This window comes from Chitinophaga sp. 22308 (assembly GCF_052045305.1).
GTDB lineage: Bacteria > Bacteroidota > Bacteroidia > Chitinophagales > Chitinophagaceae > Chitinophaga > Chitinophaga varians_A.
This window is the reverse complement of the sequence record NZ_JBQEOP010000005.1, coordinates 127048-142696: the sequence shown is the minus strand read 5'-3', so window position 1 is coordinate 142696 and position 15649 is coordinate 127048. Positions and strand designations below refer to the sequence as shown.

Sequence of the window (15649 nt, the reverse complement as noted above, 5' to 3'; positions counted from 1 at the left end):
AGCTGTTACGCTACAGATTCCTCATAGGCACTTACCGGTTCGCAGGTGCAGATCAGGTTTCTGTCGCCGTGGGTGTTGTTCACACGGCTTACGGAAGGCCAGAATTTGTTGGCTTTCACGTATTCCAGCGGGAAAGCTGCCTGTTGACGGCTGTATGGACGGGTCCATTCGTCGGCAGTGATCACATGCTGGGTATGTGGCGCGTTTTTGAGTACGTTGTTCTGTTTGTCGGCGGTACCTTCTTCCACTGCGCGGATTTCTTCGCGGATGGCCAGCAGGGCGTCGCAGAAGCGGTCCAGTTCACCTTTGTCCTCACTTTCGGTAGGCTCGATCATGATGGTGCCCGGTACCGGGAAGCTCATGGTAGGAGCGTGGAAGCCGTAGTCCATCAGGCGTTTGGCCACATCTTCCGCTTCAATGCCGGCAGAGGCTTTAAACGGACGGAGGTCTACGATGAACTCGTGGGCGCAGGTGCCGTTTACGCCGGTGTACAGGATATCATATGCTTTTTCCAGTCTCGCCTTCATGTAGTTGGCGTTCAGGATAGCATATTCAGAAGCCTGTTTTACGCCGGTGTTGCCGAGCATGCGGATGTAAGCGTAAGAGATGAGCAGGATGCTGGCAGAACCGAACGGTGCTGCAGATACCGCGTGGGATACTTTACCATTGTTCAGTTCCACGTGACCTGGCAGGAACGGTGTCAGGTGTTTTGCCACGCAGATGGGGCCCATGCCGGGACCGCCGCCACCGTGAGGGATAGCGAAGGTTTTGTGCAGGTTCAGGTGGCATACGTCTGCGCCGATGATGCCCGGTGCAGTGAGGCCTACCTGTGCGTTCATATTGGCACCGTCCATATAAACCTGGCCACCGTGTTCGTGGATGGTAGCACAGATTTCTTTCACTGATTCTTCATATACACCGTAGGTGGAAGGATAAGTGATCATGATACCGGCGAGATCTTTGGAATGTAAAGAGGCTTTGGCTTTCAGGTCTTCTACGTCGATGTAGCCGTTTTCCAGCGCTTTCACTACTACTACCTTGAAACCGGCCATTACTGCGGAAGCAGGGTTGGTACCGTGGGCGCTGATAGGGATCAGCATCACGTTACGGTGTCCTTCGCCTCTGCTTTCATGGTATTGACGGATCACCAGCAGACCGGCATATTCGCCCTGGGCGCCGCTGTTAGGTTGCAGGCTGCAGGAGTCGAAACCGGTGATTTTGCTGAGGTATTCGCCCAGTTCGGAAGTCATCTGCAGGTAACCGCCAGCCTGTTCTTTCGGGGCAAACGGGTGCATTTTGCTCCAGTGGGCCCAGCTCAGCGGAATCATTTCAGAAGCTGCGTTCAGCTTCATGGTGCAGGAACCGAGGGAGATCATGGACGTGTTCAGGGACAGGTCTTTGTTCTCCAGCATTTTCAGGTAACGCATCATCAGCGATTCGCTGTGATAGCTGTTGAACACCGGATGTTGCAGGTAAGTGGAGGTGCGCTCCAGGCCTGCAGGGATAGCGGCTTTACCATTGGAGATGCTGGCTGCGTCTGTGCTGCCGGCGCCAAATACACCGAGGATATCGTTGATGTCGGCAATAGTGGCGGTTTCATCGATAGAGATGCCTACCTGGCCGTTAGCGAAATAGCGCAGGTTGATACCAGCTGCTTCAGCGGCTGCTTTCACATTGGCGGCGCCTTCGATCACGATGGTGTCGAAGAAATTGCCGGCAACCAGTTTCAGTCCTTTTGCCTGTAATTTTTCTGCCAGGGCAGCAGTGAGCAGCGCCACGCGGGTAGCGATGTTCTTCAGTCCTTCAGGGCCATGGTATACGGCGTACATAGCAGCCATATTAGCCAGGAGGGCCTGAGCGGTACAGATATTGGAAGTAGCTTTTTCACGTTTGATGTGCTGCTCACGGGTTTGCAGTGCCATACGCAGGGCACGCTGGCCTTGCGCGTCGATGCTCACACCGATGATACGGCCGGGGATGGAACGTTTGAAGTCGTCTTTCACGGCGAAGAAGGCAGCGTGAGGACCACCAAAGCCCAAAGGAACACCAAAACGCTGTGCGGAACCGAAAGCGGCGTCTGCACCCAGTTCTCCCGGGGAGGTCAGCAGGGTCAGTGCCAGCAGGTCGGTGGCCACGCCTACAAAAGCGCCCACAGCATGAACTTTCTGGATGAATTCCTGGTAATCTTCCACAGCACCCACATTGTTTGGGTATTGTATCAGCGCACCGAAGTAGTTGGCGTCGAACTGCGCTGTTTTGTAATCACCCACCACTACTTCAATGTGCAGGGGAGTGGCACGGGTCTGGATAACGTCCAGTGTCTGGGGATAAACGTTGGTATCTACAAAAAACTTAGGCCTGGTTACGTGGTCGTGGTCTTTGTTGAGGGCGTTGAAGAACATGGTCATTGCTTCTGCAGCAGCAGTGGCTTCATCCAGCAGTGACGCGTTGGAAATAGGTAACCCTGTCAGGTCGCTTACCATCGTCTGGTAGTTGAGCAGGCTTTCCAGTCTTCCCTGGGAAATCTCCGCCTGATACGGGGTGTACTGCGTGTACCATCCTGGGTTCTCGAATACGTTACGCAGGATTACGCTAGGCGTGATCGTGTCAAAGTAGCCCTGGCCAATGTAATTGCGCATTACTTTGTTCTTCAGGGAGACCTCTTTCAGATGGCGTAGGTAATCGCTCTCGCTCATCGCAGCCGGAACTGCCAGCGGATGCTGCATGCGGATGGCGCCGGGAACAGTTTTGTTGATCAGCTCGTCCAGATTGGCTGTACCTATGGTTTCCAGCATCTGGGTCTTCTCAGCTTCATTCGGACCAATGTGACGGTGCACGAATTCAATTTGTTGGATATCAAAAAGATTCATGATGTAAGCAGGTAGTTTGAAATAGAATGCGCAAAGCTATGCAGATTTTAAGCAATCGCCAAACAACGGGCCGGAGACAGGGAAAACAGTGATAAATGATACTACCCGCCATGTGGCTTCTGTCATAATTTTGTCCACCGGGTATTTGCTTATCTTTGCGCCAATGAGCAAGATTTTAGAAGACTGGGAACAGAAGGCCAAAGACAAACAAAAGGCCAATAAACAATTCCTGCAGAAGTTGCAGACACGCCGCGGTAAAGGGGTGGAGAAACTGCTGCCGGAACTTCATGATGAGGCGTTCAGCCATATCGACTGTATGGACTGCGCCCGCTGCTGCAAATCTATCAGCCCGCGCTTCAAAGCCCCGGACATCAAAAGGATATCCAAATACCTGGGCATGAAAGAAGGCGCTTTTATTGATACTTACCTCCGTATTGACAAAGATGAGGATTATGTGGTGAAGTCAAGCCCCTGCCCGTTTTTAGGGGGAGATAACGGCTGCAGCATTTACGACGTGCGCCCGGGCGACTGCGCCAACTACCCCTATACAGACAGCTACGATTTTTTCAAACGCCCCAATATCACCTACGAAAACAGTACGATCTGTCCTGCAGTGTTCTATATACTTGAAAAGTTGAAAGACACGATGAAGATTTAGTGATTTACGATTTACGGATTTCGGGGATTAATATAGCGGACATCAGAAAATCCGTAAATCAAAAATCAGAAAATGGTTACGGTTTCAGGTCCAGCTTCCGCATGGCCGGGCTGATAACATAAGTGGTGACCACCACCGCCAGCGTTACGCAGCCACCAAACACCACAGAGGTGACCAGTCCCAGCTGCCGCGCCATAAAGCCGCTCTCAAAAGCTCCCAGCTCATTGGAGGAACCTACGAACATGGAGCTGACGGAAGCCACACGGCCCCGCATGTCATCCGGCGTTTTCAGCTGAAGTATCGTCTGGCGGATAATAACACTGATGCCATCCAGCGCTCCGCTGATCAGCAGGGCGGCCATAGACAACCAGAAGCTGGTAGACACGCCAAAGAGAATGATGCTCAGGCCAAAACCAAATACGGCCGCCAGCAGTTTAATGCCCGGCTTGTTGACCAACGGTTTGTGTGCAATGATAAACATGGTGATCAATGCGCCGACAGCCGGCGCGGAACGCAATAGTCCATATCCCAGCGAACCCACATGCAGCACATCAGTAGCGTAAGCCGGCAACATGGCCACTGCACCGCCAAACAAGACGGCGAACATGTCCAGCGCCATAGCGCCCAACACCACTTTTGTATTCCATACAAAACGCATCCCGCTGGTCAGTCCCTGTAAAAAAGTCTCCCCTTTCTCTTTATAGTAAATCGGCTTAGGCTTGATCTGAATCAGGCTGTAAAGCGGCGCCAGGAAAATAGCCACCACCAGCAACATCGACCAGTGTACCCCAAACCAGTGGATACAAAGCCCGCCCAGCGCAGGCCCCAATACGCCCCCGATCTGCCAGGCGGAACTGCTCCAGGTAGAGGCATTGGCATATAGCGCACGTGGCACCAGCAAAGACATGAGGGAGAAATTGGAAGGACTGACAAAGGCCCGCACAATACCGCCGGTAAATACCAGGAAATAGATCGATAATAAAATCAGTTGGGTGGAGAAGCCCGCCACGGCTTTGTCCCACGTCAGCAGAAAAAGGCCGGTGCTGATAAAGAGATAAGCGATCACACATTTCAGCAACAATCCCCGTTTTTCCCGCTTATCTACCAGATGCCCGGCAAAAGGCGCCAGCGTCACAGCCGGAATCACTTCTGACAATCCTATCAACCCAAGGGAAAAAGGGTCATGTGATAAAGCATATACTTTCCATTCAATGATGGCGAACTGCATGGCCAGTGCAAACACAAGTGCGAAGCGAATGACCAGATAATAGTTAAATTCCTTGTAACGTAGCGATGCGTATGGGTCGTTTCTGGGTGTAAAGGCCGTTGTGTCCAAGCGGGTGTAATTTACTGCTAAGGTAAAAAGCAGGAGGGAAAAAGCAAAAAGTCATCAGTAAAGGGATAATAATCTGTTATTTTTATTGCTTCAAAATTCCGCACGATATGAAAATACAAGGGTTGTTATGTGGGATGTTTATTCCCCTGTTATTCACCCATGCTGTGCTGGCCGGCGATCCGGACAAAGCAGCGCCTCCCGCCAGAAAAGCCCGGCTGCAACTGGTAACGGACAAGTTCATTTCCCCAGTCAATATGGCCGTTCCCCATGATGGTACCGGCCGGCTGTTTTTCTGCCAGAAAGAAGGGAAAGTATGGATTGTAGATAAAAAAGGGAACCAGTTGCCCGAACCCTTCCTGGACGTCAGTTCAGATATGGTGAAAGTCAACCCGGCCTATGATGAAAGAGGGCTGCTGGGCATGGCTTTTCATCCCGACTTCAAAAAGAACCGCAAATTCTATGTGTATTACAGCGCACCGGTGCCCAATCCGGTGAAACGGGTGCTGGACCATAAAAGCAGGTTGGTGGAGTTTACCGCATCGGCCACCAATCCTAATGTGGCCGACCCGGCGTCCAAAAGAATACTAATGGAAATCAACCAGCCGGAGTCTAACCACAACGGCGGTCAGCTGGTATTCGGCCGCGACGGGTACCTGTACATAGGCCTCGGTGACGGCGGCGGCGGTGGCGACAAACACGGTACCATCGGCAATGCGCAGGACCTGGGCACCGTGCTGGGGAAAATACTTCGTATAGACGTGAATGGTACACCGTATAAAGTGCCGGCAGACAACCCGTTTGTGAAAACAGCCGGCGCAAAACCAGAAATATGGGCCTATGGCCTGCGCAACCCATGGCGTTTCTCTTTCGATAAAACTATTGGTAAACTGTTTGCCGGCGACGTGGGACAAGCCAAATACGAAGAAGTGGACATCATCACCAAAGGCGGTAACTACGGCTGGCGTATCATGGAAGGGTACCATGATTTCAACGTTCCTGCTGATGCCGACCGCAACAAACTGACGCCTCCCATACACGAGTACGACCACGATCTGGGCATCAGCATCACCGGCGGATATGTGTACAGAGGCAATGCGGTTCCTACCCTGAAAGGCCTGTACATCTTCGGTGATTACAACGGGAAAACCTTTGTGCTGGTGCCGAAGGGAAACAAATGGGAACGGGCAGACCTGGAACTGTCCAATCGTCCTGCTGATAACCCCTTCATTCTCAGCTGGGGAGAAGATGAGCAGGGAGAAATTTATATGCTCACGAGTATGTCTACCAAAGACGGCTTTAAAGGCGCCGTATACAAACTGGTAAAGGACTGATCATGCTGTAAAGGCGCAGCGTTATTGAGCGTTGCGCCTTTCTCCTGTTAGCCTTCCCGCCCTTGCCTGTCGCCCGTTTGCCCGATCCCATTCCACGCACGATCTGACCCTTCGCCCGTCTGCGCGACCGTTTGGCCCAATTTTTTGTTAAAAGGAAATAATTTCAAGTGGCAACGGACGATTTTATTTTATATTTGATCAGACAACGTTTACGTTAATAGAGATACATATGAGACTGAAAGTGATTATCCCGGTAGTGCTCCTCAGCATATCCGCCGGAGTGTTGGCTTTTAACAAGCTGGGCCATGCAGACGATCCCCCTGGCCGTTACGAAGTCATCATGAACCTGGTGGGCCAGATGCTGAAGGAAGGCCACTACCAACCCAAAGCTATTGATGATGCCTTCTCCAAAGAAGTTTTCAATAAATATGTGCGCAGCCTGGACATGGAAAAGAAATTTTTCCTGAAATCTGACATTACCCGTCTGGAGCCACTGGCAACACATATAGACGACGAGCTGAAAGGCGCGCCGGTAGACTGTTTCCGCAATATCAACACCCTCATCAAACAAAGGGTGGCTGAAGCGGCCGGCATCTACCCGGAACTGCTCTCCAAACCGTTCGATTTCACCGTGGACGAGAAAGTGACCCTAGACCCGGAAAAGCTGGACTACCCGGCAGATGAAAACGCCCGGAAAGAAGCATGGCGCAAGGTGCTGAAATACCGCACACTGGAAAAACTCACTGATCTTCAGGAAATGAGGGACAAAGCCAAGGACGGCGACAGCATTAAAACCAAAACCGACGCCCAGCTGGAAAGCGAAGCCCGCGTAAAGGTGAAACAGCTGTATGACCGTTACTTTGAGCGCCTGAAGAACAGACAAAACGACAACGACCGTTTCAACTTATACGTGAATGCCATCACCACCACGATGGACCCGCATACCGATTACTTCCCGCCGGATGAAAAACGTGCCTTTGAAGAACAGATGGCCGGCAAATTCTTCGGTATCGGCGCCCAGCTGAAAGAAGAGGGCGACCGTATTAAAGTGGTGAGCATCGTCACCGGAAGCCCCAGCTGGAAACAAGGTCAGCTGAAAGCTAACGACGTAATTCAGAAAGTGGCCCAGGGGAACGCAGAACCGGTTGATATCGCCGGCTATCCTGTGGAAGATGCCGTGAAACTGATCCGTGGCAAAAAAGGCACTCCGGTGAAACTGACCGTGAAAAGCGTGGACGGTACCACTAAAGACATTACCATTGTTCGTGATGAGATCGTAACGGAAGAAACCTTCGCCAAATCCGCCATCATCAATGGGCAGCATAAAATCGGCTACATCTATCTGCCGGAATTCTATGCTGACTTCAACGACCGCAACGGCGCCCGCAGCGCGGAAGATGTGGCCAAAGAAGTAGCCAAACTGAAAGCGGAGAAAGTAGAAGGCATCATCCTCGATCTGCGCTTCAACGGCGGCGGTTCCCTCCAGGACGTGGTACAGATGGCCGGCCTGTTTATTCCGGAAGGGCCTGTGGTGCAGGTACGCTCCAGAGGCGGTGACGCAGTGGTGCTGCGCGACCGTGATAAAAATGTTCAATACGACGGCCCACTGGCCATCATGGTCAACGAATACAGCGCCTCCGCTTCTGAGATCATGGCAGCAGCCATGCAGGACTATAAACGAGCCGTGATCATCGGTAGCGGCCAGACCTTCGGTAAAGGCACGGTGCAGCGCCTGTTCAACCTCGATGATTTCTACCCGGTAAAAGACGGTGGCAGCCTCGGCGCCCTGAAACTTACCCAGCAGAAATTCTATCGGGCCAATGGCGGCTCCACCCAGTTGAAAGGCGTAGCTTCTGATGTTGTACTGCCGGACCCGTATTATGATGTGGCTGAACGCAAAGACAGCGATGCGCTGGTATGGGATGAAATTCCCCGCGCTTCCTTCACTCCCTGGATCAATCCGGTGCCGACTGAAGCACTCAAAAAGAACAGCGAGAAGAGAATGGCTACCAGCCCCGCTTTCAGGCTGCTCACCGAAAATCTGAACACCCTGAAGAAACTGGAGAAGCAGGAAACCTATTCTCTTAACCTGCAAACTTTCAAGGCTGAACAGAAAACAAATACCGCTGCCCTGAAAAAATATGACGCAGTAAACGATAAGGTGAAAGAACTGAGTATCGTTAATATCAGGTCAGATATGGAAAAACTCGGCAACGACTCCTCCAAGATCGCCCGCAACAAGGACTGGATCAAGGTAAGGACCAAAGACATCTATCTCGATGAAGCTGTGAATGTGATGAATGACCTGATTGCCATGTCACTGCCGAAGATGGAACGCAAACCGAACCGCTAAGCGGAACAACCAGGTAAAAAAAGAGATTATATAAAAAGCGCATCGCCCGTTGNTGTATCAACGGGCGATGCGCTTTTATGCTGTCGTTATCTTTTATTTTTGTTTGCTCAGTTCTTCCAGTGCTTTCTTTACCACCGGGTCTGTAGCGTTGATCGTTTCATAGAACCCTTCGGTGCGGTACAGCTGGCGCGCCAGCATGGCTTTAAGGCGGGTTTTGATCTCGGCGTCGTCATGGCCGTTGAGGTGTTGCAGGCCGGGTATGCTGTCTTTCTGTGCATAGGCCCTGAACTCGTCAAACAGTGCCGGGCTGGTCTGGAAGTTTTTGGTGAAATCTTCAGCGTCCTTGTAGCGTTTGAAGGCTTCTTTGTTGCTGGTATAATACTGGTAAGCGAAGTTGCTCAGGGTATTACGTGTATAGATCGCCGTTAGTGACGGGGAGAACCGGGAAGTGTCAAACGGCACGAAGATATCGGGAGTGATACCGCCGCCGCCATATACACGGCGCCCGGAGGCCGTTTTATAAGGAACGGTGTCAGTGATTTTGATACTGTCCTTGTTCACCAGTTCACCGTGATGGAAACGTTCGAGGATATCTTCGTCATAAGAAGTGCCGTCGCCGTAAGGTTTTTGGATACTTCTGCCGGAAGGGATATAATACCGGGCAACGGTGAGGCGGAGCGCGCCGCCGTTGTCGAGATCATATTGTTCCTGTACGAGGCCTTTACCAAAGGTGCGGCGGCCTATGACAGCACCGCGGTCCCAGTCCTGTATAGCGCCGGCGAGTATTTCACTGGCGGAAGCGGAGCCTTCGTCGGTGAGGATGGCCAGTGCGCCACGTTCAAACATGCCGGGGCGTTTGGTTTTATAATCGGTGCGTGGGTAATCTTTACCTTTTGTATAAACGATCAGCTTATTGTCGCCCAGCAGTTCATCTGCGATGCGTACAGCTGCGTCCATGAATCCGCCCGGGTTCTGGCGTACATCGATGATCAGTTTTGTCATGCCTTGTTTTTCCAGCTTACGCATGGCTTGCATGAATTCATCGAAGGTGGTGGCGGAGAACTTGTTGATTTTAATGTAACCTACGCCGGGAGCGGCCATATAGCTGGCGTCCAGGCTGTAGATAGGGATGACGCCTCTTTTGATAGGCACCTGTATTTGTTTCTGCTGGCGCAACAGGGTGGTGTTGACAAGCGAGCCGGCAGGGCCGCGCAGCAGTTTACGGATTTTATCGGGGGTGATGCCATTACCGGCCACCAGGCTGTCATTAACTTTGAGGATCTTGTCGCCAGTTTGTACGCCGGCTGCTTCTGAAGGGCCGCCACTCAGCACAGATATCACATTCACGGTGTCGGCAGTGATATTGAATTCCACGCCGATGCCCTGAAAGTTGCCTTCCAAATCTTCATTCACGGCCTGCAGCTGGGAAGGGGGGATATAGATAGAGTGAGGGTCGAGATGGCTCAGGAGGCCATCGATAGCTTCCTGTTGTACTTTATCGGCATCCAGTGTGTCTACGTATTTTGTTCTGATGAGGTCCATCACTTCCTGCAATGGCCCTTTGGTGGGCTTGGTGAAGAAGACGGTCGTACCGCCGGTGTTGGACCCGGGCATTTTATGGCCGAGGAACATCCCGATGGCCAGTACTACCGCAAAGAGAAGAGGTAAAAAAACATTCAGCTTCCTGTTTGACATAATTTGATTATTATCCCGCTAATTTATGACCAATCTAACCATGTAATATAAGCCGCAGGCGGAAGGAAATCTGCTGCGTGCATGCATCATCATAGCTTAAACTCTGGGGTGGCATTTGTTTTTATGAAACCCTTTTGTTTAAATTGTGACAAAAATAGCATAAATCAGGAGCAAACGCTTACGATTCTTTAATTTCATAAATTACAGGATGGCTGCAAGAACAAAGCTGATCGCTGACAGCGGATCTACAAAGACGGAATGGGCCTTGTTGGGAGACCACGAGCCGGGGATCTACAACACCCAGGGTGTAAGCCCCTATTTTCAGACAGCAGAACAGATCCGGCAGATCATGGAGGTGGAGCTTATTCCCCAGCTGCCGGCCGGTACGGTGATTGACGAGGTGTATTTTTATGGTACCGGTCTCGCCCAGCAAAAGAACACCCAGCTGGTAACAGCGTGCCTGAAGGCTGTCTGGCCCTCGGCTACTGTAGGTGTCGACCACGACCTGATGGGGGCCGCCCGCGCGCTGTGCGGCCGTACGCCGGGCATCGCCAGCATCCTTGGCACCGGCTCCAATTCCTGTTTTTTTGACGGGACCACCATTGTGAAAAACAATCCGGGCCTGGGTTATATCCTGGGCGACGAAGGCAGCGGCGCCTATCTCGGCAGAAAAGTATTGCAATACTATCTGTACAATACCTTCGATGAAGAGCTGATGGCCCGTTTTGACCAGAAATATCAAACCAATAAAGACGAAATTCTCGAGAACGTATACCGTAAGCCACTGGCCAATCGTTATTTGTCAACGTATTCCACGTTCCTGTCAGAAAACAGGGGCCACTTCCTGATTGAAAATATCCTTGAAGACGGCCTGAATGACTTTTTCTTCAACCATCTGTATAAGTACCGGGAGAGCTGGACCACCTCCCTGCACTTCACCGGCGGCATCGCCTGGCACTTCCGGGACATTCTGAAAGAACTGTGCGAACTGTATGAACTGCCACTCGGCAAAATCCTGCGCACTCCCATGGAAGGGCTTATTGAATATCATCGTTAATCAATTCTACAACAGATCATATATGGCATTTGTAAAAGTAACTGAACAGACTTCAAATTATCGTCACCTCGAAAAGATGAGCCTGACGGAATTATTGACCAACATCAATAACGAAGACCGGTCAGTTCCCGTGGCCGTGGAAAAATCCATCCCACAGATTGAAAAGCTCGTGGCAGCTATTGCAGACAAGATGCTGGCGGGTGGACGTTTGTTTTATATCGGCGCCGGCACCAGCGGCCGCCTGGGCATTGTGGACGCTTCTGAATGTCCGCCTACGTTTGGTGTGCCACAAGGACTGGTAATTGGCCTGATCGCCGGTGGCGACGCAGCCATCCGCAAAGCCGTGGAATTTGCCGAAGATGACCGCGAACAAGGCTGGAAAGATCTGCAGGAATTTAATATCACCGATAAAGATGTAGTAGTAGGCATCGCTGCCAGCGGTACTACGCCCTATGTGATCGGCGCGCTCGATAAATGCCGCAGCAACGGTATTATTACCGGCAGCATCAGCTGCAACCCTGATACGCCCGTATCTGCAGCAGCTGATTTTCCCGTGGAAGTAGTAGTGGGACCGGAATTCGTGACCGGCAGCACCCGCATGAAAAGCGGTACCGCACAGAAACTGGTGCTGAATATGATCTCTACGGCAGTGATGATCCAGCTGGGCAGGGTAGAAGATAACAAAATGGTAAACATGCAGCTGAGCAATGAGAAATTAGTGGACAGAGGCGTGAAAATGCTGATGGAAAAACTGTCCATCACAGATTATGAACAAGCGCAGCAGCTGCTGCTGAAGGCCGGCAGCGTTAAAAAAGCGGTGGACGATTTTGCCAAAGCCTGATTTAATCTGACATTTGTAGCCGGAGACTACGCATGCATACAATCGAACCATATTATAACTGGAGGCACCTGTACGCCGCTGAAGAAGACGAACAATCACCCTTCTATGGAAGGGAGTACAGTGAATTCGAATTCTCCAATACGGTATACAATTATTATGTTCACCCGCAGTGGGACGACTTTGGGTCCCGTAACCTGTACCTGAAAATCCTCTTCGCTGACTATCAGTACAACTTCGCCATTATCGAACTGCTGGGAGAATGGAATGATGCCATCGACAATGATATCATGACCCTCAAACGTGAAATCATCGATGTACTCATCGCGGAAGGCATCTACAAGTTTATCCTCATCGCTGAAAATGTGATGAACTTCCATTCTTCCGATGACTGTTATTATGAAGAATGGTGGGAGGACATCAGAGACGAAGGAGGGTGGATCGTTGCACTGAATATGCCTGAACAAACCAGGCAAGAGTTTGAAAAAGCCCGCCTGCACCATTACGTCCACCTGCTCGATGATGACAAATGGCGAACATATCAACCACTGCATTTGTATAATATGATAGACAACATCATGCTAAAACGTTTGGAATAATTTATATTATATTTTCAGTACAAAATGAAAGATAATATGCATAAAATGATTGGTTTTCAGTTAATTTATGTATTTTTTATTTTTTAAATGCGTGTGAAAACCTGATAAATATCATTTGGTTTTTGTTTTTCCTGCGCTAAATTTGCCCGACATTTCAATCAACTTTAATACAAGGAAGCTTAGAATTTTACTTATGAAGTGGTCACAGTTTTTTAATACATCTATCGGTAAGAAGTTATTGGTAGGTGCTACCGGTTTGTTTCTTTGCAGTTTTGTTATTGTGCATCTGGCAGGTAACTTTCAGCTGCTGTACAACGACGAAGGCAAGGCATTTAACGCGTATGCCCAGTTCATGGGACATAACAGCCTGATTCAGTTCATTGCCTGGGGCCTTAAAGTAGTGATCATTATTCACGCCCTGATCGCACTGAAGCTCACATTTTCCAACAGGGCTGCCCGTCCGGTGAAGTACGCTATCAACCCGGGCAACCAGACATCTTCCTGGTTCAGCCGTCAGATGGCGATCATGGGAAGCATCCTCCTTATCTTTATTGTGATTCACCTGGCTAACTTCTGGGGCAAATTCCACTACGCTGAAATGCCTACCCGCACTTATCCCGGTATCGAAGAACCACTCAAAGACCTCTATGCGCTGAGCTATGAAACTTTCCAGAACGTATGGCTGGTAATCCTCTATGTGATCGGCATGATCGGCCTCTCTTTCCACCTGATCCACGGTTTTAAGAGCGCCTTCCAGACTTTCGGTCTGAACCACAAAAAATACAACGGTTTGATCAACTTTGTAGGTGTATGGATCTTCGGTATCCTGATCCCTGTTGGCTTTGCCCTGATCCCGATTGTTATCTATTTAAAAAAATAATTCTGTAAAGTAAGGATATATGTTGAACGCAAAAATTCCAGCCGGCCCGTTAAATACTAAATGGGAAGACTATAAAGGACATTGTAAACTGGTAAACCCTGCCAACAAGCGCAGCCTCGAAGTGATCGTGATTGGTACTGGTTTGGCCGGCGCTTCAGCAGCGGCTTCATTAGGTGAGTTGGGGTATAAGGTTAAAGCATTCTGCTTTCAGGATAGTCCGCGTCGCGCGCACAGTATTGCCGCCCAGGGTGGTATCAATGCTGCAAAAAACTACCAGAACGACGGTGACTCCGTTTACCGCCTGTTCTATGATACAGTAAAAGGTGGCGACTACCGCGCCCGCGAAGCCAATGTGCATCGCCTGGCAGAGGTAAGCGGCAATATTATAGATCAATGCGTGGCCCAGGGTGTTCCCTTTGCCCGTGAATACGGTGGACTGCTGAGCAACCGCTCTTTTGGTGGCACACAGGTACAACGTACTTTCTACGCTGCCGGTCAAACTGGTCAGCAGCTCCTGCTGGGTGCTTACTCCGCCCTGGAGCGCCAGGTGGCACTGGGTAACGTGAAAATGTATTCCCGCCACGAAATGCTGGAAATCGTAAAGATCGACGGCAAAGCACGCGGTATCATCGCCCGTGACCTGATCACCGGTGAACTGGAGCGTCATTTCGGTCATGCGGTACTGATCTGCAGCGGCGGTTATGGTAACGTGTTCTACCTGTCTACCAACGCGATGGGCTCTAACGTAACTGCAGCCTGGAAAGCCACTAAAAACGGTGCTTACTTCGCCAATCCCTGCTTTACACAGATCCACCCTACCTGTATTCCCGTATCCGGCGATCACCAGTCCAAACTGACCCTCATGTCAGAATCACTGCGTAACGACGGCCGTATCTGGGTACCCAAAAAACAAAACGATAACCGCAAAGCCAGCGATATTCCGGAAGAGGAAAGAGACTACTACCTGGAAAGAAGATATCCTGCCTTCGGTAACCTCGTTCCCCGCGACGTGGCCTCCCGCGCTGCAAAGGAAAGATGTGATGCCGGTTATGGCGTAGGTACTTCCAAACAGGCCGTATACCTCGACTTCGCCGCTGCCATCGAACGTTATGGCAACATCGAAGCCGGTAAACGCCAGCTCTCCAATCTCTCTAAAGCAGAGATCATCAAACTGGGTAAAGAAGTAGTAGCAGAAAAATATGGTAATCTGTTCGATATGTATGCCAAAATCACCGGCGAAAATCCATACGAACAACCCATGCGTATCTATCCTGCCGTACACTATACCATGGGCGGCCTGTGGGTAGACTACGAACTGCAAACCACCGTTCCCGGTCTGTACTCCCTCGGTGAGGCCAACTTCTCCGACCACGGTGCCAACCGCCTCGGCGCTTCTGCACTGATGCAGGGCCTGGCAGATGGTTACTTCGTGATCCCTTACACCCTCGGTAACTACCTGGCAGACGAAATCCGCACCAAAGCTATCCCGACAGACCACCCGGCCTTCGTCGAAGCTGAAAACAAGGTGAAAGAAACCATCTCCAAATTGATGGGCATCAAAGGGTCCAAGTCTGTAGACCACTTCCATAAAAAACTCGGTAAGATCATGTGGGACAAGTGCGGCATGGCACGTAACGAACAAGGTCTGAAAGAAGCCATCGAAGAAATCAAAGCCCTGCGCGCTGAGTTCTGGAAAGATGTGCGCGTACCGGGTGCTGAAAAAGAATTCAACCCTGAACTGGAGAAAGCCGGCCGTGTAGCCGATTTCCTGGAACTGGGCGAACTGATGTGCATCGACGCACTGCAACGCCGCGAATCCTGCGGTGGCCACTTCCGTGAAGAATCACAGACTCCGGACGGCGAAGCACAACGTGACGACGCTAACTTCAGCTACGTAGCTGCCTGGGAATACAAAGGCCCCGGTCAGTTCGAACTGCACAAGGAAGAACTGAAATTTGAAGAGGTAATTCCTTCTCAACGTAGCTATAAATAAGGGTATTGGCCCATTGCTTTACAGGGGGCCAGGATTGTA

At 50.8% G+C, this 15649-nt stretch carries 11 protein-coding genes; 8 read left to right on the top strand and 3 right to left on the bottom strand.

Features of this window, described 5'->3' with window-relative positions; all coding sequences use genetic code 11:
• Positions 1–5: 5 nt before the first annotated feature.
• Positions 6–2870, bottom strand: coding sequence for an aminomethyl-transferring glycine dehydrogenase (gene gcvP / locus ACTJJS_RS20825; protein ID WP_440665095.1), 2865 nt, complete (start codon positions 2868–2870; stop codon positions 6–8).
• A gap of 163 nt (positions 2871–3033) precedes the next feature.
• On the opposite strand from gcvP, the gene ACTJJS_RS20820 reads away from it, so the two are divergent.
• Positions 3034–3528 carry a YkgJ family cysteine cluster protein gene (locus ACTJJS_RS20820; protein ID WP_168872057.1) on the top strand — a complete coding sequence of 165 codons (495 nt, stop codon included), beginning with the start codon at positions 3034–3036 and terminating at the stop codon, positions 3526–3528.
• Between the two features lie 76 nt (positions 3529–3604).
• Here ACTJJS_RS20820 and ACTJJS_RS20815 read toward each other — a convergent pair whose 3' ends face one another.
• Complete coding sequence (locus tag ACTJJS_RS20815) at positions 3605–4864, bottom strand: MFS transporter (protein WP_440665094.1); 1260 nt, start codon at positions 4862–4864, stop codon at positions 3605–3607.
• Positions 4865–4971: 107 nt separating this feature from the next.
• Here ACTJJS_RS20815 and ACTJJS_RS20810 point away from each other — a divergent pair, with 107 nt between their 5' ends.
• Both ACTJJS_RS20810 and ACTJJS_RS20805 read left to right on the top strand, forming a co-directional pair.
• On the top strand, positions 4972–6195 hold the full coding sequence (locus ACTJJS_RS20810; protein ID WP_440665093.1) for a PQQ-dependent sugar dehydrogenase: 1224 nt from the start codon (positions 4972–4974) through the stop codon (positions 6193–6195).
• Between the two features lie 229 nt (positions 6196–6424).
• Positions 6425–8548 carry a carboxy terminal-processing peptidase gene (locus tag ACTJJS_RS20805; RefSeq protein ID WP_440665092.1) on the top strand — a complete coding sequence of 708 codons (2124 nt, stop codon included), beginning with the start codon at positions 6425–6427 and terminating at the stop codon, positions 8546–8548.
• A 93-nt stretch (positions 8549–8641) separates the two neighbouring features.
• Here ACTJJS_RS20805 and ACTJJS_RS20800 read toward each other — a convergent pair whose 3' ends face one another.
• The gene (locus ACTJJS_RS20800; protein WP_440665091.1) at positions 8642–10243 is read right to left on the bottom strand and encodes a S41 family peptidase; all 1602 of its coding nucleotides are present in this window, start codon (positions 10241–10243) and stop codon (positions 8642–8644) included.
• Between the two features lie 208 nt (positions 10244–10451).
• On the opposite strand from ACTJJS_RS20800, the gene ACTJJS_RS20795 reads away from it, so the two are divergent.
• From ACTJJS_RS20795 to ACTJJS_RS20775, 5 genes are all read left to right on the top strand, one after another.
• The gene (locus tag ACTJJS_RS20795; protein ID WP_168872062.1) at positions 10452–11300 is read left to right on the top strand and encodes an N-acetylglucosamine kinase; all 849 of its coding nucleotides are present in this window, start codon (positions 10452–10454) and stop codon (positions 11298–11300) included.
• A gap of 22 nt (positions 11301–11322) precedes the next feature.
• Positions 11323–12141: an N-acetylmuramic acid 6-phosphate etherase gene (murQ, locus tag ACTJJS_RS20790; protein WP_168872063.1), complete on the top strand. Its 819-nt coding sequence runs from the start codon at positions 11323–11325 to the stop codon at positions 12139–12141.
• A 32-nt stretch (positions 12142–12173) separates the two neighbouring features.
• Positions 12174–12737 (top strand): hypothetical protein, encoded by a 564-nt coding sequence (locus ACTJJS_RS20785; protein ID WP_168872064.1) that lies wholly within the window; start codon positions 12174–12176, stop codon positions 12735–12737.
• A gap of 193 nt (positions 12738–12930) precedes the next feature.
• A complete protein-coding gene (locus ACTJJS_RS20780) occupies positions 12931–13617 on the top strand; it encodes a succinate dehydrogenase cytochrome b subunit (RefSeq protein ID WP_168872065.1) in 687 nt (228 codons plus the stop codon).
• Between the two features lie 19 nt (positions 13618–13636).
• Positions 13637–15610: a fumarate reductase/succinate dehydrogenase flavoprotein subunit gene (locus ACTJJS_RS20775; protein ID WP_440665090.1), complete on the top strand. Its 1974-nt coding sequence runs from the start codon at positions 13637–13639 to the stop codon at positions 15608–15610.
• Positions 15611–15649 lie beyond the last annotated feature (39 nt).

What these genes read in the sequence shown, in the direction of transcription:
- ACTJJS_RS20810 (WP_440665093.1), top strand. Translation starts at nt 4,972, where the DNA reads ATGAAAATACAAGGGTTGTTATGTGGGATGTTTATTCCCCTGTTATTC.
- ACTJJS_RS20800 (WP_440665091.1), bottom strand. Translation starts at nt 10,243, where the DNA reads ATGTCAAACAGGAAGCTGAATGTTTTTTTACCTCTTCTCTTTGCGGTA.
- ACTJJS_RS20805 (WP_440665092.1), top strand. Translation starts at nt 6,425, where the DNA reads ATGAGACTGAAAGTGATTATCCCGGTAGTGCTCCTCAGCATATCCGCC.
- gcvP (WP_440665095.1), bottom strand. Translation starts at nt 2,870, where the DNA reads ATGAATCTTTTTGATATCCAACAAATTGAATTCGTGCACCGTCACATT.
- ACTJJS_RS20780 (WP_168872065.1), top strand. Translation starts at nt 12,931, where the DNA reads ATGAAGTGGTCACAGTTTTTTAATACATCTATCGGTAAGAAGTTATTG.
- ACTJJS_RS20785 (WP_168872064.1), top strand. Translation starts at nt 12,174, where the DNA reads ATGCATACAATCGAACCATATTATAACTGGAGGCACCTGTACGCCGCT.
- ACTJJS_RS20775 (WP_440665090.1), top strand. Translation starts at nt 13,637, where the DNA reads ATGTTGAACGCAAAAATTCCAGCCGGCCCGTTAAATACTAAATGGGAA.
- ACTJJS_RS20795 (WP_168872062.1), top strand. Translation starts at nt 10,452, where the DNA reads ATGGCTGCAAGAACAAAGCTGATCGCTGACAGCGGATCTACAAAGACG.
- murQ (WP_168872063.1), top strand. Translation starts at nt 11,323, where the DNA reads ATGGCATTTGTAAAAGTAACTGAACAGACTTCAAATTATCGTCACCTC.
- ACTJJS_RS20820 (WP_168872057.1), top strand. Translation starts at nt 3,034, where the DNA reads ATGAGCAAGATTTTAGAAGACTGGGAACAGAAGGCCAAAGACAAACAA.